We start from the raw sequence: 22,967 nt of genomic DNA on the forward strand, positions 1-22,967 counted from the left end.
TGTCACCTCATGCACTCTCGGCGGCAGCAGCGAGCGTGTGCCGCATCGTCCGTTTCGCCAGCGGGATCTTGAAATCATTGCCGCCATATCCGACGGCTTCGGCGAGCGCGGCTTCGGCCGCGTCGGTAAAGGCGCCGTCGGACGCCGCCGCTCCAGCGAGGGTGCGCTCTGCCTCCGTCGCGCGCCAGGGCTTGGCGGCCACGCCGCCCATGGCGATCCGAGCGCTTTGGATACGATCGCCGCTTTTCTCGACGACTGCCGCCACCGATACCAGCGCGAAGGCGTAGGAGGCACGGTCACGCACCTTGCGGTAAACCTGCCGGCCGGGCGGTGGCGGCGGCAGGGTGACGGCGGCGATCATCTCGCCGTGGTCGAGCACGGTTTCCACATGCGGCGTCGCCTCAGGCAATCGATGGAGATCGCCAATCGGAATCGTGCGGGTCCCGCCGCCGGGCGATATGGTCTCGATCCTGGCGTCGAGCCCGGCCATGGCGACCGCCATGTCGGAGGGATGGACCGCGATGCAGGCCTGGCTGGCGCCGAGCACGGCGTGCATGCGATTGAAACCCTGCAGCGCCGCGCAGCCCGAACCTTGCTCGCGCTTGTTGCAAGGCATGTTGCGGTCGTAGAAATAGGGGCAGCGCGTGCGCTGAAGGAGATTGCCGCTGGTCGAGGCCTTGTTGCGTATCTGGCCGGACGCTCCCGCCAGCAGCGCTTGCGTGAGCATCGGATAGCGCGATCTCACCCGCGGATCGGCGGCAAGATCGCTGTTGCGGACCTGGGCGCCGACCCGAAGCCCGCCTGCCGCCGTCTCCTCGATCCGATCAAGCGGCAGCCGGCTGATGTCGACGAGATGCGCAGGGCGCTCGATCTCGAGCTTCATCAGGTCGAGCAGGTTGGTGCCGCCGCTGATGAACTTGGCGTCCGGCCGCGCCGCGACCGCGGCGGCTGCCTGCTCGGCACTTGCCGCACGTTCATAGGTGAAGGATTGCATTGCTCACGCCCCCTCTGCCGCGTCGCGGATTGCAGCGACGATGTTCGGATAAGCGGCACAACGGCAGATGTTGCCGCTCATCCGCTCGCGGATCTCGGCATCGGTGAGAGCGACGGGAACCGCTGCCACGTCGGCGCTCGCATGGCTCGGCCAGCCGGCCCTGGCCTCGCCCAGCATACCGACCGCCGAGCAGATCTGGCCCGGCGTGCAGTAGCCGCACTGGAAGCCGTCGCGGGCAACGAAGGCGGCCTGCACCGGATGCAGCCGGTCGCCCTCGGCGAGGCCCTCGACCGTGGTGATCTCGTCGCCTTCATGCATTGCCGCAAGCGTCAGGCAGGAATTGATCCGGCGCCCATCGACCAGCACCGTGCATGCGCCGCACTGGCCGTGGTCGCAGCCTTTCTTCGAGCCGGTGAGGCCGAGATGGTTGCGCAGCGCGTCGAGCAGCGTCGTCCGCGGGTCGAGTTCGACGGCAAAATCCTTCGCGTTGATCCGCAGCGATATCGGCATCGTTGGCGCCGGCGTCGGCGATGCGGCCGCCGCAACGGCGCCGGCCGGCTCCGCGTATACCGGTATACCGGTCGCCAGGAGCACGCCGGTCGCCACGCCGCCCTCCAGCACCGCTCGGCGCGTCGGCCCGTTTCTGTTGTCAGTTTCGGCCATGCATAATCTCCCAGTCGCAATGACAAGAACGGAAGACGGCGACTTAACCCGATGGCGTACCGTCGGGGCCTGTCACTCATCGACCTTGCAGGTGGGGAGGCGCGCGGCGGCTTTCTTTCAAGAAACCGGCGGCAATATCAGGATTCCGGAGAAGAATTCACCCGATAGGCCCGAGGCGTCACGCCCTTGAGACGCCGGAACGTCGTGGTGAAGTGGCTCTGGCTTGAAAAGCCGAGCCGAAAGGCAATGCTGCCGATCGACAAGCCCGTTTCGCTCAGCAGTATCTCGGCTCGCCGGACGCGTTCCTCGATCACATAGGCATAGGGTGCAAGCCCGGTCGTCGCCTTGAATCGGCGCGCAAAATTGTCGACGGCCATGCCCGCGACGGCTGCCAACTCGCTTAGCGAAATGTCTGCATTCATATGGGCATCGATGTAAGCCCGAACTCGACCAAGCGCGCGACGGCTGAGACAGCCGTGGCGCACCGACGGGTGTTGCTCCCGGTTCAGGGCGGCCACGCGGAGGCTTACCAGGGCGACCAGATGCTCGATATAGGCAGTGTCCGGCTGGTGGCCGAGTGCCATCTCGTCGCGAAGCGAACTCAGCAGCGTGGCGATCACCACGTCTTTCCTGTTCACCAGGATCGGCAGCTCTCTCAGGCGTTCGCAGCCAGGAAGCCTGATATCGGGATCGATCCACAGGGCTGAGTAGGAGAGGTCTACATCGCGATAGAAGCCGTGCCGCTCGGCGCCTGCGGGGACGAAGGTGAGGGCTCCGGGACGGTCCATTCCGTCGTACAGCGATTTTGCCTCGTGCCGGATAGATGTATGGGAGGTTCCGCCTTCTTCGGTCAGCACGATCAGATGATGAGGGGCTGTCCAGCGCAGTTCCGCCTCGCGGCACGCCCACCGCCGGTTGTCGAAAACGATCGAAGAGCTGGCCCATGACGCGGTTTGCAGGGGCTCCGACTTCTCCTCCTGGCTCCGAACCCGTCCGTCACCAAGCAATGGTCTGAATGACATCGCGGCATCCCGCTGGTTCATTCGCGGAGCCGTGATCCAGCCCCGCTTGAGCGTTTACGCCGCCCCGCCGCTGCGCGTACGGCGCCTTATGTGGGGCAGCTATCGTTTGTTGGTAACCGCGCCGTGTTCAAGAAGTCGTGAGATCAGCAAATCCAGCGCGCCTGCTACCGGCCGAGCCCATCGCGGATGGCGCAGAAATAGCGATCGGTACCGACTTGCCCGCCCTTGAACGCAATCTCCAGTCCGTCGATCGCCTTGACGCGCGAGTGGGCGACGCAAAGCGGCGAGCCCGGCGAGGCGGGCAGCGGCATCTTGACCGTCAGCGCATCGACGCCCATCTGGCCGAGCGCATGGCTCGACGTATCGCCGCCGGCAATGACCACGCGCTGCAGTTTCTGTTCGATCGTCAGCTCGCGAAGAAGTTCGCCGAGGCCGCGGCCAAGCTTGTGGCGGGCGCCTTCCTGCCGATCGATTTCGGCGCCCCGGTCGGCTGCGGGACCGAGGGCGGTGTAGAGGACGACGCTGCGACCGGCTTCGAGACTGGCACGCCCGCTTGCTGCCGCGCGCGCAATCGCATCGCTGGAGGCCTCGGAAACCAGTTCGACAGGGTCCACCTCGACCCCGTCGAAACCGTCCGTCAAAGCATGCCGGATCTGTCGTTCCGTCGTCGGCGAGCAGCTGCCCGAGACCACTGCGATCTGGTCGGCCGCACCCGGCGGCGAAAAGCTGGGCTCGGCACGGAGGGTCCGGTTGGCGGCCCATTCGGCCAGCAGCGCATATTCGATGCCCGAAGAGCCGACGACGAATGTGCCGCCCGGCCGGCGAACGCGCCATATCTCCTTGCCGGCAAGCGCCTGACTTTCCAGGCTGTCGACATCCAACAGCGCGATGCTGGTGCCATCGCCGAGCAAGCGATCGAACGCTTCCGATCGGGACGCCGACTGCAGCGTCGCCAGATCCACCAGCCCCGAGGTGAGGTCCGTCTGGCGCGACAGATGGATCAGCAGGTCGGATTCATCCATCGGCGTGGTTGGGTGGCGGCTCATTACGGGATGGCGGTCGATACGGAAATATTTGTCGCGGTAAGCAGCAAACAGATGGCCGAAGGCGGTGTAGCGCTTGAGCTGCGGCGCGCCGACCACCAGCGGCACGCTGTCCTGGCTAAAAACCGAGCGGCCGATCTCGATAGCCCGGCCGATGCTGCCGAATGCCGGGCTGGAATCGAAGGTCGAGCAGACCTTGTAGTGGCAGATCTCGGCGTTCAGGGTCTTCAGCCAGGCGAAGGCGCGGTTGAGGTGCATGTCCATCCACTGCGGCGTCTCGCTTCGGCTGGTGCCGGCCAGGCCGATGGCACGGCAATGCGCGAACTGCGAAAGCATGGCCTCGTCCGGCTGACGCATGAACAGCACGGTCGGCACGCCGCCGAGCTCGAGCGCCTCCATGACGTCGGTCGAGCCGGTGAGATCATCGCCATAATAGCTCAGAAGCAGGCTTTGCATGGCGTCAGGCCGCTTTGCCGTCGCCGAATTTCTCGATCGACCGCGCCAGTTCCGGGTGGCTCAGGGCGAAGTCCGCCAACGGTATGCCATCGACGGCCGCCTGCCAGGCTTGCTGCACGGCGCGTACGCCGGCGCCCGGTCCGTCAGGATGGCTGACGATGCCGCCGCCGCAGAGATAGAGAAGATCGACCGTTCGGCCGGTTCGCCGGTAGGTTTCGGGGGCTTGTCCACCCCATTGGCCGGAGCCGGCGACCGGCAGCGCGCAATCCTCCGGCGAAAAGATCGGCGTGGTCACCGCCTCGAAGGAACTGATGAAGGACCAGTCCGGCTCCCAGTATTTCGAGGCGATGCCGTTGATCTGGAACTGGTCGACGCCGAGCAGCCGCCAGAACTGCTGCCAGACCTTGAAGTCCATGCCCAGACCGGGGTGGCGGGTGAGGATATCCCAGCCGTTGCGGTGGGCATGGAGCACCAGGCTGGAGCGCTTTCTCAGGTAAGCCATGCCGCCGAAGCCGACGGAATTGATGTTGACCACGGCGCAATTGCCGCCGGTCTTCGCCACCAGATCATGGTTGCGCATCATCTCGTCCGGGTCGGCGTGCGAGATGCCAAAGGCATACATTACCTTTTTGCCGGTCTTCTGCTCATGGTCGAGGACGAGCGGCATAATCGCCTTCACCCGTTCCGACAGCGGCGAATAGGCCGGGCTCATCAACTTCTCGTCGTCCTTGATGAAATCGACGCCGGCGTCGATCAGCTCACCGACCATTTCGGCCGTCTCGTGCGGGCGCAGCCCAAGCGCCGGCTTGACGATCGTTCCGATGATCGGGCGATCCCTGACGCCGGTCAGCCTGCGACTGCCGGCGACACCGAATTGCGGACCCGGATGCGCACCCCGGTATTCCTCCGGCAGCTTCATATCGACGACGCGAATGCCGGACAGGCCCTTGATCGAAAAGGCGCCGCCAATGGCGATGGTCATCAATGCCGAAAGATCGGTGCCGATGGCATCAAGCGGAAATGCGATGTCGACATCTGCCCGCTTGAAGGGCCCGTCCCCGGCTTCGGGAAGGGACGGGCGATCGGCGTCCGGCAGAGGCCGTATCGCCAATACGCGCGCCGCCACCCGGGCCTTGAGCTCCTCGGTCTCGCCGGCCAGCGCGACGAAGGTTCCGGTCGACTGGTCGCTGGCGATCTTGGCCGCCAGCGCGTCGATGCTGCCTTGGGTTTCGATGCGATAGGTGAGGGTGATCATAGTCCGAAAAAAGTTCCCTGATCCTCGAAATCTGGTATAATGAGTACATAAGTATTGCAAGCGATATCCTGCTCGGCCGAGCATTCCGAGATTCGTGATGACGATGCTAAACAGAACCGGTCAAGGGAGTGATTCGCGACGATGAACCGTTCGGAGCCGATCGTCCGGCGCAAACTTTCCGACGAAGTGTTTTTGCGACTGAAGCGCTTGATCACCAGCGGCGAATTGCAGCCGGGCGACGACATGCCATCGGAGCGCGAGCTGATGGAGCGCTTTGCGGTCGGCAGGCCGGCGATCCGCGAGGCGATGCAGGCGTTGAGCAATATGGGGCTTGTCGCGATCTCGCATGGCGAGCGGGCGAAAGTGCTGCAACTGACCGCCAAGTCGATCATCAAGCAGGTCGACGGCGCCGCCAAGATCATCCTGGCGTCATCGAAGGACACGCTGGAGCACCTCAAGAATGCGCGCATCTTCTTCGAGCGCGGCATGGTCCGGGAAGCCGCCGAAAAGGCCACCGCCGAGGACGTGCAGCGTTTGCGGGCAACAATTGCCGAACAGCGCAGCTTTCGCGGCGATTCCGAAGCCTTCATATCCGCCGACATGAAGTTTCATACCCAGATCGCGGCGATATCCGGCAACCCGATCTATGTCGCGGTCAGCGAAGCAATGCTTGGCTGGTTGAAGGAATATCACACCGAAATGCTGATCTGGACTGGCAAGGAAAATTTCACGCTGCTCGAGCACGAAGAAATCATCAGGCGCATCGAGCAGAAGGACGCGGACGGCGCCGAGAAGGCGATGATCAAGCACCTCGAGCGCTCGCGTGCGCTCTACGTGATGAATTCGGGTGATGAACTCCGGGTGACGAATTCCGGCAGCTGATTCACCCGATCCGGGTGATCGCGTAGGGCGTCATCACAAGGCGGCGTGGTTCGAACCCGGAAATATCAACCGTCACTTCGCTCGCCGTCAGGTTCGCCAGCCACATGATGGTCTGGCCCGCGGCAGAACGGCCGGCCAGCGTGAGCACCCGCGTCTCATCGCTCGTCCTCGCCGCCACCTGCCTGAAGCCGGCCAGTTCGCAAAGCCCCTGCACGGCCTGGAAGATCGGCCGGGGTTCACCTTCGCCGACAGGTTCCCCGGATGCCGCCAGTACGCCGAACGGTCCGCTGAAGCTGGACAGCGTGAGCATCTCCAGCCCGGCCGGCGCGACCCGCGCGCCATAGCCGATCGTCCATGCTGCCGCGAACAGCCCGGCATGGCGGGGATCCCGGTCGGCCATGGCGATGCGCTGATTGTGCGGGTTGGCCTTGGTCGCGCCGCCATAGGGGTTCTGCCGCATGGCGATGGTCGACGGGCCGATCCGGTAGGGTTTTGCCCCGAAGATCGCTCGCGCCGATCGGGTGATGAACGGCAGCGCCTCCAGCGACTGCATGACGCTGAGATCGTCGGCGGCGTGCACGATCGGGCAGGTGCAGTGGCTGACGAAATCGAGCAGATCGGCGGGAACGCGCTTGCGGTTGAGTTCGGTGAAATAGCTGAACATGCCGCCGCCGAGGCGGATGTCGGGAAAGGCGCGGCGCGCCGCGGCATAGACATCTTCAAGCGGCGGACATTCAGGCCATGCGCTGCCCGGCGGCGTCGACTGCCGGTCGACCGAAGGCGAGACGGCAATAGCCGAGAGTTTCAGCCCGGCCTGACGCACCATGCCGGCGACGCCTGAGAGCTCGGCATCGAGATCGCCAACGCAGGAAACGACGCATTCAAGCATGGTCTCGACCGGGTAGGCTGCGGCGAGCCGGGCAAAGGACTGCAAGGCGTCGAGGCCATGGCCCCGCGTTGGATCGTAATGGAACATCAGCTGCTGCGGGCCGAGCGCGGACAGTGTCGGCAGGTTTGCCAGCGCCGTCTCGACCTCGTCCGGGTAGATGATCACGCCGATATCCGGCAGCAGCGGTCCGGTTTCGCCGAGTTCGACTCGTACCGGCTCGGCGGTTGCTGCGGCAGCCGGCACCCTGCCGTCGCCGGTCACACGCAGCCTGATCGTCTGGCGCACAGTCTGGCCGGCGGGCAGCATGTAGGGCCAAGGCAGCGCCAGCGGCCGGACATAGGTCTTGTAGGACGCGTCCGACCAATTGCGCTGGTCCTCCATCTCGAACGCATCGCCTTCCATCCGGCATTCCGCGGTGACGCCGGGCCGGACCTCATGCGTGATCGCCCGCAGATCCTTGAAAGGCTGCCAGGGGTCGATCAGCTCAGGAAGTTTCGTTGCGACGACGCTGCCGTCGGTGTGCTCGACAGTGACCGGGCTGCCGGCCAGGCCGGCGATCGGATGCAGGATGCAGAAGCCGCAGCGATTGGTCTCGAAAGCGTTTTCGGGAAGCGCGCTCACGTCGAAAACCAGCTGGCCGTCGGCGGAACCTTTGATCGTCGCGCGAAAGTCGAGCCGGCTTCGCTCCGGTCCGACACAGCTTGCCGAATAGCTGACAGTGAAAGTGTCGGCGCCCTGGTCGATGACCAAATCCGTCAGCGCGGGCTCGTAGGTGCCCCAGTCGCGATCCCTGACGATGTAGGCTATGGCGCGCAGCACCTCGATGCCGCCATGGCGGATGGTGCGCAGATTGCCGTTGACGAAGTCGGCGCTGAGCGCGCCGGCGCGCAAGCTGACCGGCTCGGTCTCGACCGCGTGTGTGCCATAGAGGAGGAAGGCGTCCGCGGTCATCTCAGCAAAGCGTCGAGCTGCACCGGTTCACCGCTTGCAGCACCGGCATAGGCGGCCTCGACCAGCGCCAAGGTCCTAAGATTGTCGGCGCCCGAGGTTGCCGGCTCGGTTTTGCTCGCCAAGCAGGCGACCCAGTGCTTTTGGATGGCGACGACGCTTTCCTGGATGTTGTGCCACGGCCGCGATGCCCAGGGCAGCAGCGGCGGCGAGACGTCGCTGACCGCCGTTCCGTTCCTGCCGGTGACGGTGAGCCGGTAATCCTGTTCGAGCCGGATCGTGCCGTCGCTGCCGTCGATCTCGACCAGCGTCTGCGGAAATGGCTCGGTCGCGAGCTTGGTCGCATAGCTGCAGTCGACCACGGACGTTGTGCCGCTCTTGTGGTCCATCAGCATGGTAGCGACGTCCTCGCCGGCAATGTTGGGGTTGATGCGAGCGGTTCGGGTCGTGATCGTCGAAACGTCGCCCAGCAGGAAGCGGGCTATGTCGAGACTGTGGATGCCGAGGTCTTCGATGATGAAGCGCTTTCCCGTCGCCAGATAGGGCTGCCCGGAAAACACATCATAGGCCGAGCGGAACGAGATCCGGCCGAAGAAGGGCGTGCCGATGTCGCCGCTGTCGAGCACGGCGCGCACCGCCTGGATCGGCGACTGCCAGCGAAAATTCTCATGCACCATCAACGCCACGCCGGCATCGCTGCATGCCTTCACCATGGCCTTGGCGTCGGCAAGCGTCGGCGCAAACGGTTTTTGGCAGATCGCCGGAACGCGGTTTTGTGCCGCCATCTCGACAAGTGAACGATGGCTCGGCGCGGTGGTGGCGATATCGACGAAATCCAGGCTTTCGCCGGCAAACAGTGCCGCCGCGTCTGTGTAGCGTCGCTCAATGCCGAACTGGTCGCCGACCACCTTGAGCCGTTCCGGGTCGCGGTCGCAGATGGCGACGATCGAGGCGCTGTCGATGTCGCGCCAGGCATGCATCTGGTTGACGGCAAAGAAGCCGCAGCCGATCAGCGCTCCTCGCAGTTCCGCCACGGGTCAGCCCGCCTTTGCCATCTGCATCAGCGTCACCCGGCTCTGCAGCCGGCGCTGCGCCTGGTCGACGACGACGGCGACAATGATGACGAGGCCCTTGATCACCATCTGCCAGAACGAGCTCACCCCCATCATCACCAGCCCGTCGGAAAGGATGCCGATGACGAAGGCGCCGACGATTGTGCCGCCGATCGTGCCGCGGCCACCCGACATCGAGGTGCCGCCGAGCACCGCCGCGGCGATGGCGTTGAGCTCGAAGCTTTCGCCGGTCGCCGGATGCGAAGCCATCAGTTCGGACGAGATGATCAGCCCGACGACCGCCGCGCAGAAGCCGGAGAACATGTAGACGAACATCTTCACCATGTTGACCCTGACGCCCGAAATCCGCGCCGCCCGTTCGTTGCCGCCGACGGCGAAGATGTGGCGGCCGAGCGGGGTGTATTTGGCCAGATAGGCCGCCCCAACTGCTACGACGACAAGAATCCATATCGAGACCGGCAGGCCGAGCAGCCGGCCGGCGCCGAGGAAGCCGAACCCGGTCGTGCCCAGATCGGGTTTGCCGACGAGGTTCGGAAAGGTGCGACCATCCGACGACAGCAGCGCCAGGCCGCGTGCGACATAGAGCACGCCGAGCGTGGCGATGAACGGCGCGACATTCAGCCTGGTGATCAGCAATCCGTTGACGGCGCCGATCAATATACCGACCGCCAGCGTGATCAGTGCGATCTCGAAGACGTTGAAATAGATCGTGTAGCCGACCTGCAGGTCGATGCCGTTGAGCACGAGATAGCCGGCGACCATGCCGCACAGGCCGACAATCGAGCCGACCGAGAGGTCGATGCCGCCGGTGATGATGACGAAGGTCATGCCCATGGCGAGGAAGGCGTTCAGCGCGACGTGCTTCGACATCAGGATCAGGTTGGCGGCCGACAGGAAATTCGGCGCCGCGATCGAGAAGAAGATCAGGACGGCGATCAACGCAATGAACGTCCTCGCCTTCATCAGCGTCAGCAGCACGGAGCCGCTCGAGGCGGAGGCAACCGAAGCCTTGGCCGGGATGTCAGTCATGGGCGTGGCTCTCCATGTGCGGGACCGGCCCGTGGCCAAGCGCCGATGCGGCGACAAGTGCCGCCTCCGTCGCCTCGGCGCGATCGAACATGCCGGTCAGTTTTCCATTGCTCATCACCGCGATGCGGTCGGACAGCGCCATCACCTCGTCGAGATCGGAGGTGGCGAACAGAATGCCCAGCCCGTCGCGGGACAGTTTGCGCATGGTGCGAAAGACGTCGGCCTTGGCGCCGACATCGATGCCGCGGCTTGGTTCGTCCATCAACAGCACCTTCGGTCCGGTGAGCAGCGCCTTGCCGATCACCACCTTCTGCTGGTTGCCGCCCGACAGCGACGAGACCTCCTGCGCCGGATCGGCGACCTTGATCGCCAGTTCCCGCACCATCTGCGTCACCGCCTGGTTCTCCTTGGCGCCGCTGATATGGAACAGGCGGACAAACCGCGACAGGCTGGCCAGCGTCAGATTGCTGGCGACCGAGAGGATCGACACCAGACCTTCGCGCTGGCGGTCCTCGGGGATCAGCGCCAGCCCGCGCCGGATGCGCCGCGTGGTGTCGCGTTCTCTGACCTTCTTGCCGGCTATGAAAATCGTTCCGGTGGCATGGCCGTGGCGCCCCATGATGCAGTCGAACAGCTCGCTGCGACCGGCGCCCATCAGGCCGTATATGCCGAGGATCTCGCCGGCACGCAGCGACAGCGAGACATGATCGACCGCAAGCCCGCCGGTTACGCGCGGCAGGCAGATATCCTCGGCACGGAAGATCTCTTCGCCCGGAACATGGCCGTCGGGCTTGGCGAAGTCCTTGGCGTCGGAGCCGATCATCTGCCGCACGATCCATTGCGTGTCGACGTTTTTCATCCTCTCCTGGCCGGTGATGCGGCCGTCGCGCAGCACGGTGATGTAGTCGCCGATGCGGATCAGTTCCTCGAGCCGGTGCGAGATGTAGACGATCGCCACGCCGCGGGACTTGAGGTCGGCAATCACCTTGAACAGGATCTCGACTTCCGCCGCACTCAGCGCCGAGGTCGGCTCGTCCATGATCAGGATGCGCGCATCGAGCGAGACCGCCTTGGCGATCTCGACCAGTTGCTGCTGGCCGATGCGCAAATCCTCGACCAGCATGTCCGGCCGGATGCCGGCCTGCAGGCGCTCGAGAAATTCGGCCGCGCGGCGCACCTGTTCCCGGCTGTCGATCTTGCGGAACCGGTTGGTGATCTCGCGGGTGGCAAATATGTTTTCGGCGACGCTCAGATTGCCGAACAGGTTCAGCTCCTGGAACACCATGCCGATGCCGCGGTTCACCGCGTCGCCGGATGAGGAGAAGGAGACCTCTTCGCCCTCCAGGAGGATGCGGCCGAGCGTCGGCTGTTCGACGCCGGCGATGATCTTCATCAGCGTCGATTTGCCGGCGCCGTTTTCACCGACCAGCACATTGACCGCGCCCTTGCGCACTTCGAAATTCGCGCGCTTGACCGCGACTGTCCCCGAATAGACCTTGGAGACGTCTTCCAGCTTCAGGATGACATCATGATCGCCGGCGGCAGTCATGGCTTCGGCCCCACCTCTGCCTCCGCCGGGGTAACCAGCGGCAGGTCCTGGCCGCTGCCCATGACATAAGCGCCGACAACCCTGGCGCTGCGGCCCTCCAGCGCTTCGCGCGGCAGCTTGGAGAGCACCGTCTTGTCGGCATGGATGTTGAACGCCTTGCCGAACTGGGCGAAGTCGATCTGATTGGTGAAATCGTTGAACTGGATGAAGTCGAGGCTGTCGCGCAGCGCGGTGCCACGCATCGCGGGTCCGATCTGCACCCGTGCATCCGCCTTGCCGTCACCGTCGGCATCGACATCCATGGTTGCCGCGCGTGATTGTGTGTTCGCCGCGACAATCTTGCCTTCGAGGCGAACCGCGAAGGTCCACGGCGAATTCGCCTGCTTCTTCGGATTGCCATACTTGGCGCCGGCAGCCGCAGGATCGGCTTTCGCCAGGGCGTGAACCTCGGGAAACGATCCGGCCTTCTGCTGGAGATAGGGCACCATTTTGGCAGCCCAGATATCGCCGACCATCTTGTCCGCATTGAAGGCCGGTGCATTGCCGCCATTTTCCGCGGACGGTGTCGGCAGGATCTTGCAGGCAGTCAGGCTGATGCCAAATATCACGGCAACGGTCGCCCAAGTCAGCTTGTTCAACATGTCGGCTTGTTCGGCATGGCGGTCAGGGCACCCGGGAAATGGAAGCAAGGGACGAGCCGGAAGCTCGTCCCTTGCGATTGATGTCACACCGGCTCAGTTGGTCAGCGCGAAGGTTTCCAGCTTGGCGGCATTGTCGCCATTGATCAGGACGCAGTCCATCAGCTGCTTTTCCTCGGCCGGAGACTTCTTGTTCTTGATGAAGTCGTTGGCCTGCTCGACCGCCATCTGCGCCTGCGCATAGGCCGGTTGCAGGACTGTGGCCTTGATGCCGCCAGAGGCGATCGAGTCGCGGACGTCATTCGATCCGTCGAAGCCGACGACAATGACGTCCTTGCGGCCGGCGGCGGCAAGGGCGGCATGGGCGCCCATCGCCATCGTATCGTTGCCGGAGATCACGCCCTTGATGTCCGGGTTGGCCTGGAGGATCGATTCCATCTTGGCATAGGCCTCGGTCTGGCTCCAGTTGGCCGATTGCTGCGCCACCATCTTCAGGTCCGGATAGTCGTCGATGACGTCGTGATAGCCCTTGGAGCGGATGCCGGCATTGGTGTCGGATTCCTTGCCGACCAGCTCGACGTAATTGCCTTTCTCGCCCATCAGCTTGACGAATTCCTGCGCGCCAAGCTGGGCGCCCTGGTAGTTGTTGGAGACGATCTGCGCGACGGCGACGCCGGTGGCGTTGATCTCGCGATCGATCAGGAACGACGGAACGCCCGCGTCCTTGGCCTTCTGCACGGCGGCGACCGAGGCGTCGGCGCCGGCATTGTCGAGGATGATCGCCTTGGCGCCGCGGCCGATCGCCGTGTCGATCAGCTCGGACTGCTTGTTGGCGTCGTCGTCATGGACCAGCACCAGCGTTTCATAGCCGAGTTCCTTGGCCTTGGCTTCCGCGCCGACGGCTTCGGCCTTGAAGAATGGGTTGTCGTGCGAGGGCGTGATGATGGCAATGAGATCCGCCGCATAGGCGGGTGCCGCGGTGCCCAGCGCCAGCATGCCGGCAAAAGCCGCAAATGTCATTCTGCGAGTGAGTTTCATGATTTTCTCCCATTTGAAAAAGCCTGTGCTTCCGCGGCCCAGGCTGAAATGCATTCCAGTTTGTCAGGCGGATCGCGTCCGGTGTCGCGGATCGGGTCATTTGCCGGCTCATCCGGGCGGATCATCCGGCTCGGTTCCGTCCTCAGCCTGCCCCTCCACCTGCCGCCTGCCCAATTTTCAGCCCGGCCTCGGCTGGCCAAAGCCAATCCAACAGCTAAGCCAACTGGTATAATGAGTCAACCACAAATTCAGATGATATGTATCTGATGAGCAGCAAGCGCCAGAGTCATCCCACCAAGAGCGATACTTCGTTCCCTGCGATGCGCCTTGCATCTGGCCAGGTCGGAGAACCACCGCCTTAAGGAGTATGATACGCGCGTGAGGGCGCAATAATTTAAGTAAGGAGTAGACACTCCTAAGCCTTATTCGGTGCTCAGCGGGTACGCGCAGGCTTTGCTAGTGTCGCGTCGTGGTTGTGGAATTTCTCCCCGACCCCAGCCTGCGCGCGGTTTTCTTCCTAATGAAATCCGTTCGCGGCAAGGGTCGCGTTGCCGGTGAGGTTCAGCTATGACTTTTGTGCAGAGTTTCAGGCCGCCATCCTGCAGCCCCGCGCCAAGCTTTGCTGACCGACGGCATTCGCTTTCATTGCGTGGCATGCGCGGCAGGAGGGGCAGCGCCATGCTGTGCCTCATTTCGTTGTGTATCATCCTGCTGCTGGGATCTGCGGCACACGGTCGGCCGAAGGCTGACGACAGACTTGCTCCGCGAGACACGATCGAACTGCACGTTTGGCAGTGGACTGCCTTGCGCGACGGCGTTCTGGAAGCGTTGCAGCTCAACCATAGTTTCACCATCGACTCGACTGGCACACTTGACCTTCCCTTGATCGGCAGCATTGCCGCCGCAGGTCTGCGTGAGGAGGAGCTGGCAAAGCTGATTTCCGATCGCTTGCAAGCTAGGAGCGGCCGTCAGGAACGGGCTGACATAACCGTCAAACTGATACAAAGTTCGCCTTCCGACCTCACAGCTTCGGTGGAGGTCAAACAAGAAGCGCCCGAACCGCCGGCTGACGCAGCCAGCGACGGCTCTTCGGCCGTGGCTTCGCAACGCGCCAGTGTCGAGAACGGCCAGGCCGAGGCGCAACCGGGCGTGCGCGGTCCCCACACATCTCGGCAGCCTGCAGCGGAGCAGCAGCAAGCTCTGCACGGGGCATTGCTGAATGAGCTGTCCGCCGCTCGCATGGAAATCGCGGCAGCGCGCGCGGAAGCACTTGCGGCTCGCCGGACTGCTCGCAACGATGCCGCCCGACACAATCAGGACCTTGCGACGGCGCGTCAACGGGCCGACGCCTTGGTGCGGGAACTCGATGCGGTGCGGACTGACCGCGGTACGCTGGAACAAAAGCTCTTTGCGGCGCTAAGGGAAGTCGACGCGCTCAGGAAGAGCGTGCAGCCGGCTCGCGGTGACCCGGCTCGCGCTGACCATGACGGCCGCGATTTGGCGGCGGCGCGAGCCGAACTGGCCGTGATGCAGCGCGGCGCCCGCGATGCCAGTGCGCAGGCGCGTGCGGTAGCCGACATGATGGCTGAACAAGCACAGGCGCTAAAACAGCAGCAGCGAAGGTCCGAAGAGCTCGCGCTCGATCTGGAAGTGGCGCAACGCCAGGTCAAAGGCTTGAAGGCCAAAGCCACTCTCGCCGATCACGAGAACGCCGCCATGCTTGAAGCGCGTCACTCCATGGCGGCCTCTGTGGCAGAGGCGCAGCGAGCGCTGGATGAGGAGCGGCACAAGGCTGAGCGCTTCGAACGCGAACTCACCGCGGCGCGCCAGACCATCGACGCGCTTAGGACAAGCGCGGATCTGGCTGCGGCTGCGCGCACCGACGCCATCAGGGAACGACAGGTGGCCGAGGCGGCTTTGAAGCGAGCTGACGACGCACTCGAACTGGAGCGCGAACGGGCAGATTCAGCTGCCCGTGATCGCGACAGCGCCCGGCGGGAACGCGACGCGGCAAGGCAGGAAGCGAGCCGCGTCTCGATGGAGCTGAGCGTGGCGTTGGAGCAAGAGCGCAACAAGGCCGTCGGCCTGGCCCGCGAGCTCAGCGCCGCTCGAAAGGCGATTGACGTTGAAAAGGCCCGGGATGAGCGTCGCAGCGAGCGTATCAACCGCGTTCCGAAAGCGCGTGCCGTCGCAGCTTCGCGTGCAGATGTGTCCGTGCGCTCGCGACCAGCCCGTCAATCGGGGTTGCGGGAAAACCACAAAGTGAAGGCCAAAAAACCATCGCGACCTGTTCTGGTGGCGACCATCGCGCTTCCCGACGCGTTGCTCCCGACACGACCGCCGAAGCTCGGCGCTCCCTAGCGAGGGCTGATCGTGAAGGGCATTTCGGTGGGCCGAATCCATGCCGCAGGAGGAATATGGTGATGAACAAATACGTCGCAGCCGCATTGACCGTCGCGATCGCAATTTGCCCTGCCTCGGCTCTTGAGGCGGGGCTTGGCGGCAAACTTGGCGGTGTCGGGGTCGGTGCTGGCCTTAGCGCTGGCCCGAAAGGCGCCTCGGTGGCGGGCGGCTCGAGCGTCGATGGAGTAGGAGGAGCAAGCCTTGGCGGATCGCTCGGCGCGGGCAAGGGATCGCTCGGTGCCGGACTTGGCGTCAGCGGCAACCTCGGCGGCGCAAGCGGCGACCTGTCGACAGGTGTCGGGGTGGGCGACCGTTCGTCCGCATCGGGCACCGCTCCAGGAGGTAAGCCAGGCAATCCGGCGCTGGGCGCTGGGCAAGCCGCGAGCAGCAATGCCGGCATCACGCCAGCCACCACCAAGGCCAAGGCCGCGAGTCAATTCGCCATCCTGCCCCGCAAGCTCAGGCCTTCCGGAACTGGTCGCAACACGTCGGCGCGGATCACCTATGGCTATCCGTTTATGGCGCCACTGAAAACCAAACCCGGTATCCCACCAGCTGTGGTGCGCGCCTGCCGCACGGCGATCGCGTCGGCCGCGACGCCGCTTGGCGCCGTGCTTGTTCACGCGGTAAGCGCGGGCCCGTTGCAGCAACGTCGGGGCGCGCTCACGGCGCCGATCGAGGTGCGCATACACTATGCAAGACAAGGCGGCGTCGAGGTTCGGCAGGCGCGAGTCGGCTGTCGCCTCGATGCGGCGGGTAGGGTCACCGCGGTGACATAGGACGCGCCTGTACCTTCTCCTACGAGAGGAGAAGGAAAGGCGGCTTCCGCCTTCAGGTGATGCGCTGGATGCTCGCTGCAATCTCTTCCGGCTCGAAGACCCGCTTCCAGTCCTCGCGCATCAGCACCGGCTTGCCGAACTCGATGGCCTTGTTGCAGGCGTCGGAGAACACGCCCTTGGTCTCGCCGAAGATGACGGCGCCGAGCACATTCATGTGGCCAAGCAGGAAGTCGAGCGCGGCCTGCTGGTCGACTCCGCGCGCGACGACCTCGTCGACCGCTTCCTTCATCACGACCAGCAGCGAAGCGCAGACGGTCTCCGAAAGGCCCGGCTCGAGCAGCGCCATCTGGTCGACCGTGACGCGATGCGACCGCATCACCGGGGCCCAGATGATCTTGGCGATCGCTTCGCCCTTGGCGAAATCCTCCTCCGGTCCCTGCATCAGCGCGCTGACCATATGCTGCTTGGCCTTGACGCCGCCGAAATAGTCCTTCTTGGCCGCCATGTCGGTCTCGTCGTTGAAGATCGGCGGATGGCAGGGATGGGTGACGAAATAGGTCAGGTCCGGCCGCTTCGGCAAATGGCCGGCGAAAGGCGCTGCGGCGTCGAGCACGACCACCATTGTGCCGGACGCAAGCTTGCCCTCGATGCTGGCAGCGACCTTGCCGATATGGGTGTCGGGAACCGCCAGGATCACCACCTCGGCGGCGTCCAGGGCTTCATCGGCGCTGACCGCGTCGATGCCCAGCCCGGTCTTCAGCCGCTCGCGGCCGGCGTCGCTGACCTCGACATGGCGTAGGATGTAGGGAGAGCCGCGAAAATTGGTCGACAGGCGGTAACCCATTTTGCCGCCGGCACCAAACAGCGCAATCGTAGTCATCTAGCCCTACTCCTGATCTCCAACGATGGCCCTGCCGATCGTCACCTTAGTAACTGGTATAATCACACTACCATGGATTGGCAACCCGTTTGGGATGAACGCGTTCACGAGAGCCAATTCCGCAGTCCCGCGCCGTCGGCTGCGCCAGCTGGTGGCGGCCTTGTCGGATCATGTGGTGGATCGACATCGCATTTGGCATTGCCGGGGAGGCCGGGTCTTTTCAGGGGTCCGGCGAGCCGTCAGTCTTGATATTTAGGGTCCGCTGCCAACCGTTTCAGCAGTATCCGTGGGAGCAGGATCCATCAGCGTCCGGGAAACATCGCCTTCAAGCCTGCGCGCGACGCCCTGGCGACGCCGCGCTCGGTGATCAATCCGGTGACCAGCCGCGCCGGCGTCACGTCGAAGGCCGGGTTTGCCGCGGGCGTCGTCTCCGGCGAGATGCGGACCTGCGCAATCTCGCCACTCGCGGTCTTGCCCCAGACCAGTGAGACCTCGTCGCTGGAACGCTGTTCGATCGGGATTTCGGCTAGCCCGTCACCCACCGTCCAGTCGATAGTTGGCGACGGCAGCGCGACATAGAACGGCACGTCGTTGTCGGCGGCGGCCAGCGCCTTCAGATAGGTGCCGATCTTGTTGCAGACATCGCCGTCGGCGGTGGTGCGGTCGGTGCCGACGATGACCATGTCGATCTGGCCGCGCTGCATCAGATGGCCGCCGGCATTGTCGACGATCAGTGTATGCGGCACACCGTGGCCGGCCATCTCCCATGCGGTCAACTGGGCGCCCTGGTTGCGCGGGCGGGTTTCATCGACATAGACATGAACGGAAATGCCGGCTTCCGTTGCCAGATAGATCGGCGCCGTGGCGGTGCCGTAGTCGACGGTGGCCAGCCAGCCGGCATTGCAATGGGTCAGGATGTTGACCGGCTCTCCCGGTTGCTTGCGTGCTGCGATTTCCCTGATGATTTCAAGCCCGTTGAGGCCGATGGCGCGGTTGAGGCCGACATCCTCGTCGGCGATTTCGCCGGCGCGCCGGTAAGCCGCCTCGGCGCGCTGTCCTGATGTAAGCGGCCGCAGCAAATTGCGCATCTCATCGAGCGCCCAGCGCAGATTGATCGCGGTCGGGCGGGTTTCGTGCAAGATCTCCCAGACGCCGTCGAGTGCCGCATCCGAAGGGTCGTCGGCCATCTGCATGGCGACGCCATAGGCGGCGGTGACGCCGATCAGCGGCGCGCCGCGCACCCACATGTCGCGGATCGCCGTGGCAATGCCGGCAACGGTGCCGACTTTCTCGACGCGGAAATCATGCGGCAGCCAGCGCTGGTCGATGATCTCCACCGAACGGCCGTCGTCGCTCAGCCAGATGGTGCGATAGTGGCGGTCGCCGACGTTCAAATCCTGTTCTCCCGTTCGATCAGTGCGGCCAATTTGTTGACCTCGTCGATGCTGTGGATCTGGCGCCGGTTGACGGCGATGTGACGGCCGAATTTCAGCGCCTTCGCCTCACATGTGGCGCGCAGATCGGCGTCGGCAATGGTCTCGAAATCGGCATTGTGCGCGAGGCCGAGGATACGCCGGTGCACCTCGACGCCGGCAAAGCCCAGCATGTCGGTCCACACCTGGTGCAGCATGTGGTCGAGCGCCTGCTCGGCGCCGAGCCTGTCGCCCTGATCCTCGAACAGGCTTTGCTGGTAGAGCATGCCGGTGCGCTCGGTCCACCACAGATGCGAGAACTCGCTGCGGAACACCGACCATGTCTCAACCGTGACGTCGAGCAGATAGGCGCGCATGGTGTCGCGCTTCCCGTTCTGCTCGTGGCCACGCTGCGAGAAGAACGCCATCCAGAAATTGGCGAGCAGCATGCCGACGTCGAAGGCGATCGGGCCGTAGAAGGCGAATTCGGGATCGATCATCCGCGTTTCTGTCTCGGTGACCATGATCGAGCCGGAATGCAGGTCGCCGTGCAGCAGCGTCTCTGCATTGGCCGCAAAAATGTGCTTCAGCCGCTGCGCCTCGACCTTGAGGTCGCGGTCGGCGCGCAGCTCTGCGACGACGCTGTCGAGTTGCGGGCTCGTATGCCGGTTCATCCTGGCGTCGAAATACGGGTCCGAGAACACCAGGTTCTCGGTGATGTCGCAAAGCTCGACATTGTCGGCGAACAGCGCCAGATCGGCCTTGCGATCCCTGGTCGCCATATGCAGGTCGGAGCCGCGAAACAGGGTGCGGGCCATGAACAGGCCGATGTCCCTGGCGATGTTGGGCAGTTGCCGGCCCTCGATCAGCGCGCGCCGCAGGATGATGTGCGGCGACAGGTATTCCATGATGATCAGCGCCTGGCCTTCGTTGAAGTGATGGATCGCCGGCACCGAACCGGGCGCTCTTGCTTGCTGCCGGGTCAGTGCGTGATATTCGAAGAAGGAACGTTTTAGCGGCAGCGGCCAGCTGTCGCCGACCAGGCGGACATAGGGCAGGGCCTGCTTGACGACGGCCGCACCCTGCGCACCCTCGACGATGAACACCAGGTTCAGATTGCCGTCGCCGACCTCGCGAACCTTCCAGCGGCTCGTGTCCTTGCCGATATGCGAGCACAGCGCCGCGTTGGCGCCGAGGCGTGCCGCCAGTGTTTCGACCGATAGTGCTTCGAACGGCAATTTCCCAGTCATCCTCACCTCCCGTTTACGTGCTCTCACCTTAGTGGAGCCATCACGGTTGGTCCAAGCTAGGAAGCCCTCTGGCAATTGTCAATCGTGTTGACAATTGCCGGAACAGCCCATAGCGTCGTCGCCAGGGAGGAACGAATGGGCAATGATGCCGTGTTCCGCGTCGACGGCCTGAGGAAATCCTTCGGCCCTATCGAGGTGCTTGGCGGCGTCTCGCTCGATTTGCATGCCGGTGAAGTGACCGTGCTGATGGGCGCCAACGGCGCCGGCAAATCCACCTTGGTCAAGATCATCAGCGGCGTTTATGAGCGCGGCAGCGGCACGATGAGCCTCGCCGACCAAAACTTCGCGCCGAAAACGCCGGCGGCGGCGATCCGCGCCGGCGTCGTCACCGTCCATCAGAACATCAATGACGGTGTCGTCACCGATCTCGACGTCGCCACCAATTTGACGCTCGACAGGCTGAGCGGCAGCGGCGCGCCGACCCTGTTCAATCCGGGCCGGGTGCGCCGCGAGGCAAAGGCGGTTGCCGACCGCATGGGGCTGATGATCGACCTGAAGGCCCGGATCAGCGATCTCTCGCTGGCCGATCGCCAGATGGTGGCGATTGCCCGCGCCATGGCGCATCAGCCGAAGGTGCTGATCCTCGACGAGCCGACGTCGTCCTTGTCCAGCGCCGAGGCCGACCGGCTTTTCGCGCTGCTCGACAGGCTGCGCGAGCAGGGCGTCGCCATCCTCTACATCTCGCACCGCATGTCCGACATCAGGCGGCTTGCCGACCGGATCGTCTCGATGCGCGACGGCGTCGTCTCAGGCGTCTTCGACAGCAAGCCGCTCGATTATGAAGGCGCGGTCAACGCCATGCTCGGCCGCAAGATCCACCTCGAGCGGATCGTCGCCAGGAATTCGGCCAGGCCTGTCCTGACGATCGACAGGTTGCGCATTGCCGAAGGTTCCAGGCCGATCTCGCTGACGCTCGGCGACGGCGAAGTCGTTGCCATCACCGGCCTCGTCGGCGTCGGCAAGACAGCGCTCGCCGAGACGCTGTTTGGCGTCCGCAAGCCGCTGTCCGGCACCATGGTGCTGAACGGCAAAGCCTATGCACCGGGGTCGACAGGCGAGGCGATCGCCGCCGGCGTGTTTCTCGTCGCCAAGGACCGGAGCGAAAACGGGATCGTCGGCGACTTCAACATCCAGAAAAATATCAGCCTGCCGTTTCACAGGCGGATGTCGCGTCTGGGCGTTCTCAAGCGCCGCATCGAGCGCGCCACCGCCCGCCGGCAGATCAAGGAATTGGGCATCGTCTGCCGCTCGGAGAAGGACGAAATGTCAGCGCTTTCCGGCGGCAACCAGCAGAAGGTGATGGTCGCCCGCTGGATGTCGCAGGCGGCAAGACTGTTCATACTGGACGAGCCGTTTCAGGGCGTCGACATTTCAGCCAGGCGCGATATCGCGGCCAAGCTGCGGGCGAGCGCCAACGGCCGTGCGACGCTGCTGTTCGTCACCGAGCTCGACGAGGCGCTGGAGACCGCCGACCGCATCCTGGTGATGTCGGAGCAGACAATCGTCGGTGAGCATCGCAACGCCGACATCGACCTCGATCGCCTGCTGGCCGAAGTGGCGGGCGGGCCGCTGCACAGCGCAGCGTGAGGCGGGCAGACAATGGGACGTGGAATGGAGAGGGCATGAGTTCGGGTTGGGTAAGGATGGCAGCCGCGCGCGGCCATGCCATCCGCTATGGCTTCATCGTTCTGCTGTTCGGGTTGATCGCCTATTTCGCCATCGCCGCCGATGGCTTCGTCTCGCCGCAGAGCGCCGTCTTCATCTTCCAGTCCGTCGCCATCACCGGCGTGCTGGCGCTCGGCGTCACCGCCACCCTGGTCGTCGGCGGCTTCGACCTGTCGATCGGCTCCGTCGCCACCAGCGCCATGATGGCGGCCGCCTATGTCATGGTGGTGCTGGAGCAGAACGCTGTCGTCGCGGTTGTCGCCTGTCTCGCGATCGGCGTCATCGTCGGCCTCATCAATGGCTGGCTGATCGTCTATATGCGTGTACCGGACCTTCTGGCGACGCTCGGCATGATGTTCCTGCTCGTCGGTTTGCAGCGCATCCCGACCGAGGGCCGCTCGATCGCCACCGGCATGACGATGCCTGACGGCTCGGTCGCCAACGGCACGTTCGGCGCCGGCTTCCTGGCGCTCGGCCGCCACCGCTTCGATTTCTTCATCCCCAACCTCATCCCGGTTTCGGTCGTCGTGCTGCTCGTGCTTGCGGTGCTGATCTGGTTCTTTCTCGAATACACCCGTTTCGGCCGCATGATGTATGCGGTCGGCAGCAACCAACGGGCTGCCGAACTCGCCGGCGCGCCTGTCAAGGCATACAAAATCTGGGCATACGTTATTTCGGGGGTTTTTGCCTCGATCGGCGGCATTTTGCTCGCTGCCCGGCTTGGACGCGGCGACATCGCCTCGGGTAATAATCTCCTGCTCGACGCAGTGGCTGCGGCACTCATCGGCTACGCGGTTCTTGGCGCCGCCAAGCCGAACGCCTTCGGCACGGCTGTCGGCGCGGTGTTTGTCGGCGTGCTGCTGCAGGGTCTGACGATGATGAACGCGCCCTATTACACGCAGGATTTCATCAAGGGCGTGGTTCTCGTGGTTGCCCTGGTCTTCACCTTCGCCCTTTCCGACAGGGGCAACAGGTAGGATTTCGACGGACAGGATTTTCGACCGGCTGAAATTTGAATTCAACAAGTGGAGGAGACACC

The 22,967-nt window shown here is 64.1% G+C and carries 19 protein-coding genes; 5 read left to right on the plus strand and 14 right to left on the minus strand.

Translation table 11 applies throughout. From position 1 onward, the window contains the following. Nucleotides 1-7: 7 nt before the first annotated feature. The 5 genes from AC0L3H_RS02910 to oiaX all read right to left on the minus strand — a co-directional run bounded on the left by AC0L3H_RS02910 (nucleotide 8) and on the right by oiaX (nucleotide 5,433). Nucleotides 8-994 (minus strand): FAD binding domain-containing protein, encoded by a 987-nt coding sequence (locus AC0L3H_RS02910; protein ID WP_473584440.1) that lies wholly within the window; start codon nucleotides 992-994, stop codon nucleotides 8-10. A gap of 3 nt (nucleotides 995-997) precedes the next feature. Next, nucleotides 998-1,657: a 2Fe-2S iron-sulfur cluster-binding protein gene (locus AC0L3H_RS02915; RefSeq protein ID WP_473584441.1), complete on the minus strand. Its 660-nt coding sequence runs from the start codon at nucleotides 1,655-1,657 to the stop codon at nucleotides 998-1,000. 137 nt (nucleotides 1,658-1,794) lie between these two features. Beyond that, entirely contained in the window at nucleotides 1,795-2,679 is an 885-nt protein-coding gene (locus AC0L3H_RS02920; protein ID WP_473584610.1) for a helix-turn-helix domain-containing protein, read from the minus strand. Nucleotides 2,680-2,843: 164 nt separating this feature from the next. After that, the gene (locus AC0L3H_RS02925) at nucleotides 2,844-4,178 is read right to left on the minus strand and encodes a four-carbon acid sugar kinase family protein (protein ID WP_473584442.1); all 1,335 of its coding nucleotides are present in this window, start codon (nucleotides 4,176-4,178) and stop codon (nucleotides 2,844-2,846) included. A 4-nt stretch (nucleotides 4,179-4,182) separates the two neighbouring features. After that, nucleotides 4,183-5,433 carry a 3-oxo-isoapionate-4-phosphate decarboxylase OiaX gene (gene oiaX, locus AC0L3H_RS02930; protein WP_473584443.1) on the minus strand — a complete coding sequence of 417 codons (1,251 nt, stop codon included), beginning with the start codon at nucleotides 5,431-5,433 and terminating at the stop codon, nucleotides 4,183-4,185. Nucleotides 5,434-5,574: 141 nt separating this feature from the next. On the opposite strand from oiaX, the gene AC0L3H_RS02935 reads away from it, so the two are divergent. After that, nucleotides 5,575-6,315: a transcriptional regulator NanR gene (locus AC0L3H_RS02935; RefSeq protein WP_473584444.1), complete on the plus strand. Its 741-nt coding sequence runs from the start codon at nucleotides 5,575-5,577 to the stop codon at nucleotides 6,313-6,315. Between the two features lies 1 nt (nucleotide 6,316). Here AC0L3H_RS02935 and apnL read toward each other — a convergent pair whose 3' ends face one another. The 6 genes from apnL to AC0L3H_RS02965 all read right to left on the minus strand — a co-directional run bounded on the left by apnL (nucleotide 6,317) and on the right by AC0L3H_RS02965 (nucleotide 13,479). Then, nucleotides 6,317-8,155 carry a D-apionate lactonase gene (apnL, locus tag AC0L3H_RS02940; RefSeq protein WP_473584445.1) on the minus strand — a complete coding sequence of 613 codons (1,839 nt, stop codon included), beginning with the start codon at nucleotides 8,153-8,155 and terminating at the stop codon, nucleotides 6,317-6,319. Beyond that, nucleotides 8,152-9,186 (minus strand): Gfo/Idh/MocA family protein, encoded by a 1,035-nt coding sequence (locus tag AC0L3H_RS02945; protein ID WP_473584446.1) that lies wholly within the window; start codon nucleotides 9,184-9,186, stop codon nucleotides 8,152-8,154. Before AC0L3H_RS02945 ends, apnL begins: the two co-directional genes overlap by 4 nt. 3 nt (nucleotides 9,187-9,189) lie before the next feature. After that, entirely contained in the window at nucleotides 9,190-10,254 is a 1,065-nt protein-coding gene (locus tag AC0L3H_RS02950; RefSeq protein ID WP_023800208.1) for an ABC transporter permease, read from the minus strand. After that, on the minus strand, nucleotides 10,247-11,803 hold the full coding sequence (locus AC0L3H_RS02955; protein WP_473584447.1) for a sugar ABC transporter ATP-binding protein: 1,557 nt from the start codon (nucleotides 11,801-11,803) through the stop codon (nucleotides 10,247-10,249). Before AC0L3H_RS02955 ends, AC0L3H_RS02950 begins: the two co-directional genes overlap by 8 nt. Next, nucleotides 11,800-12,444, minus strand: a complete 645-nt coding sequence (locus tag AC0L3H_RS02960) for a DUF2291 family protein (protein WP_473584448.1) — start codon at nucleotides 12,442-12,444, stop codon at nucleotides 11,800-11,802. Before AC0L3H_RS02960 ends, AC0L3H_RS02955 begins: the two co-directional genes overlap by 4 nt. Before the next feature lie 93 nt (nucleotides 12,445-12,537). Next, nucleotides 12,538-13,479, minus strand: a complete 942-nt coding sequence (locus AC0L3H_RS02965; protein ID WP_031255363.1) for a D-ribose ABC transporter substrate-binding protein — start codon at nucleotides 13,477-13,479, stop codon at nucleotides 12,538-12,540. 678 nt (nucleotides 13,480-14,157) lie between these two features. Here AC0L3H_RS02965 and AC0L3H_RS02970 point away from each other — a divergent pair. Together AC0L3H_RS02970 and AC0L3H_RS02975 are read left to right on the plus strand one after the other, a co-directional pair. Next, nucleotides 14,158-15,840: a polysaccharide biosynthesis/export family protein gene (locus AC0L3H_RS02970; protein WP_473584449.1), complete on the plus strand. Its 1,683-nt coding sequence runs from the start codon at nucleotides 14,158-14,160 to the stop codon at nucleotides 15,838-15,840. Nucleotides 15,841-15,902: 62 nt separating this feature from the next. Then, nucleotides 15,903-16,661 (plus strand): hypothetical protein, encoded by a 759-nt coding sequence (locus tag AC0L3H_RS02975; protein ID WP_473584450.1) that lies wholly within the window; start codon nucleotides 15,903-15,905, stop codon nucleotides 16,659-16,661. A 52-nt stretch (nucleotides 16,662-16,713) separates the two neighbouring features. On the opposite strand, the gene AC0L3H_RS02980 is transcribed toward AC0L3H_RS02975, so the two are convergent. From AC0L3H_RS02980 to mtnK, 3 genes are all read right to left on the minus strand, one after another. Beyond that, the gene (locus AC0L3H_RS02980) at nucleotides 16,714-17,541 is read right to left on the minus strand and encodes a phosphogluconate dehydrogenase C-terminal domain-containing protein (protein ID WP_473584451.1); all 828 of its coding nucleotides are present in this window, start codon (nucleotides 17,539-17,541) and stop codon (nucleotides 16,714-16,716) included. 302 nt (nucleotides 17,542-17,843) lie between these two features. Continuing rightward, complete coding sequence (gene mtnA, locus AC0L3H_RS02985) at nucleotides 17,844-18,935, minus strand: S-methyl-5-thioribose-1-phosphate isomerase (RefSeq protein WP_473584452.1); 1,092 nt, start codon at nucleotides 18,933-18,935, stop codon at nucleotides 17,844-17,846. Continuing rightward, nucleotides 18,932-20,203: an S-methyl-5-thioribose kinase gene (gene mtnK / locus AC0L3H_RS02990; protein WP_473584453.1), complete on the minus strand. Its 1,272-nt coding sequence runs from the start codon at nucleotides 20,201-20,203 to the stop codon at nucleotides 18,932-18,934. Before mtnK ends, mtnA begins: the two co-directional genes overlap by 4 nt. Before the next feature lie 135 nt (nucleotides 20,204-20,338). Between mtnK and AC0L3H_RS02995 the strand changes: the two genes are divergently transcribed. After that, the gene (locus AC0L3H_RS02995; RefSeq protein ID WP_473584454.1) at nucleotides 20,339-21,850 is read left to right on the plus strand and encodes a sugar ABC transporter ATP-binding protein; all 1,512 of its coding nucleotides are present in this window, start codon (nucleotides 20,339-20,341) and stop codon (nucleotides 21,848-21,850) included. A gap of 35 nt (nucleotides 21,851-21,885) precedes the next feature. After that, nucleotides 21,886-22,905, plus strand: a complete 1,020-nt coding sequence (locus AC0L3H_RS03000; RefSeq protein ID WP_473508872.1) for an ABC transporter permease — start codon at nucleotides 21,886-21,888, stop codon at nucleotides 22,903-22,905. Nucleotides 22,906-22,967: the final 62 nt, after the last annotated feature.

Source organism: Mesorhizobium sp. WSM4816 (assembly GCF_055811535.1).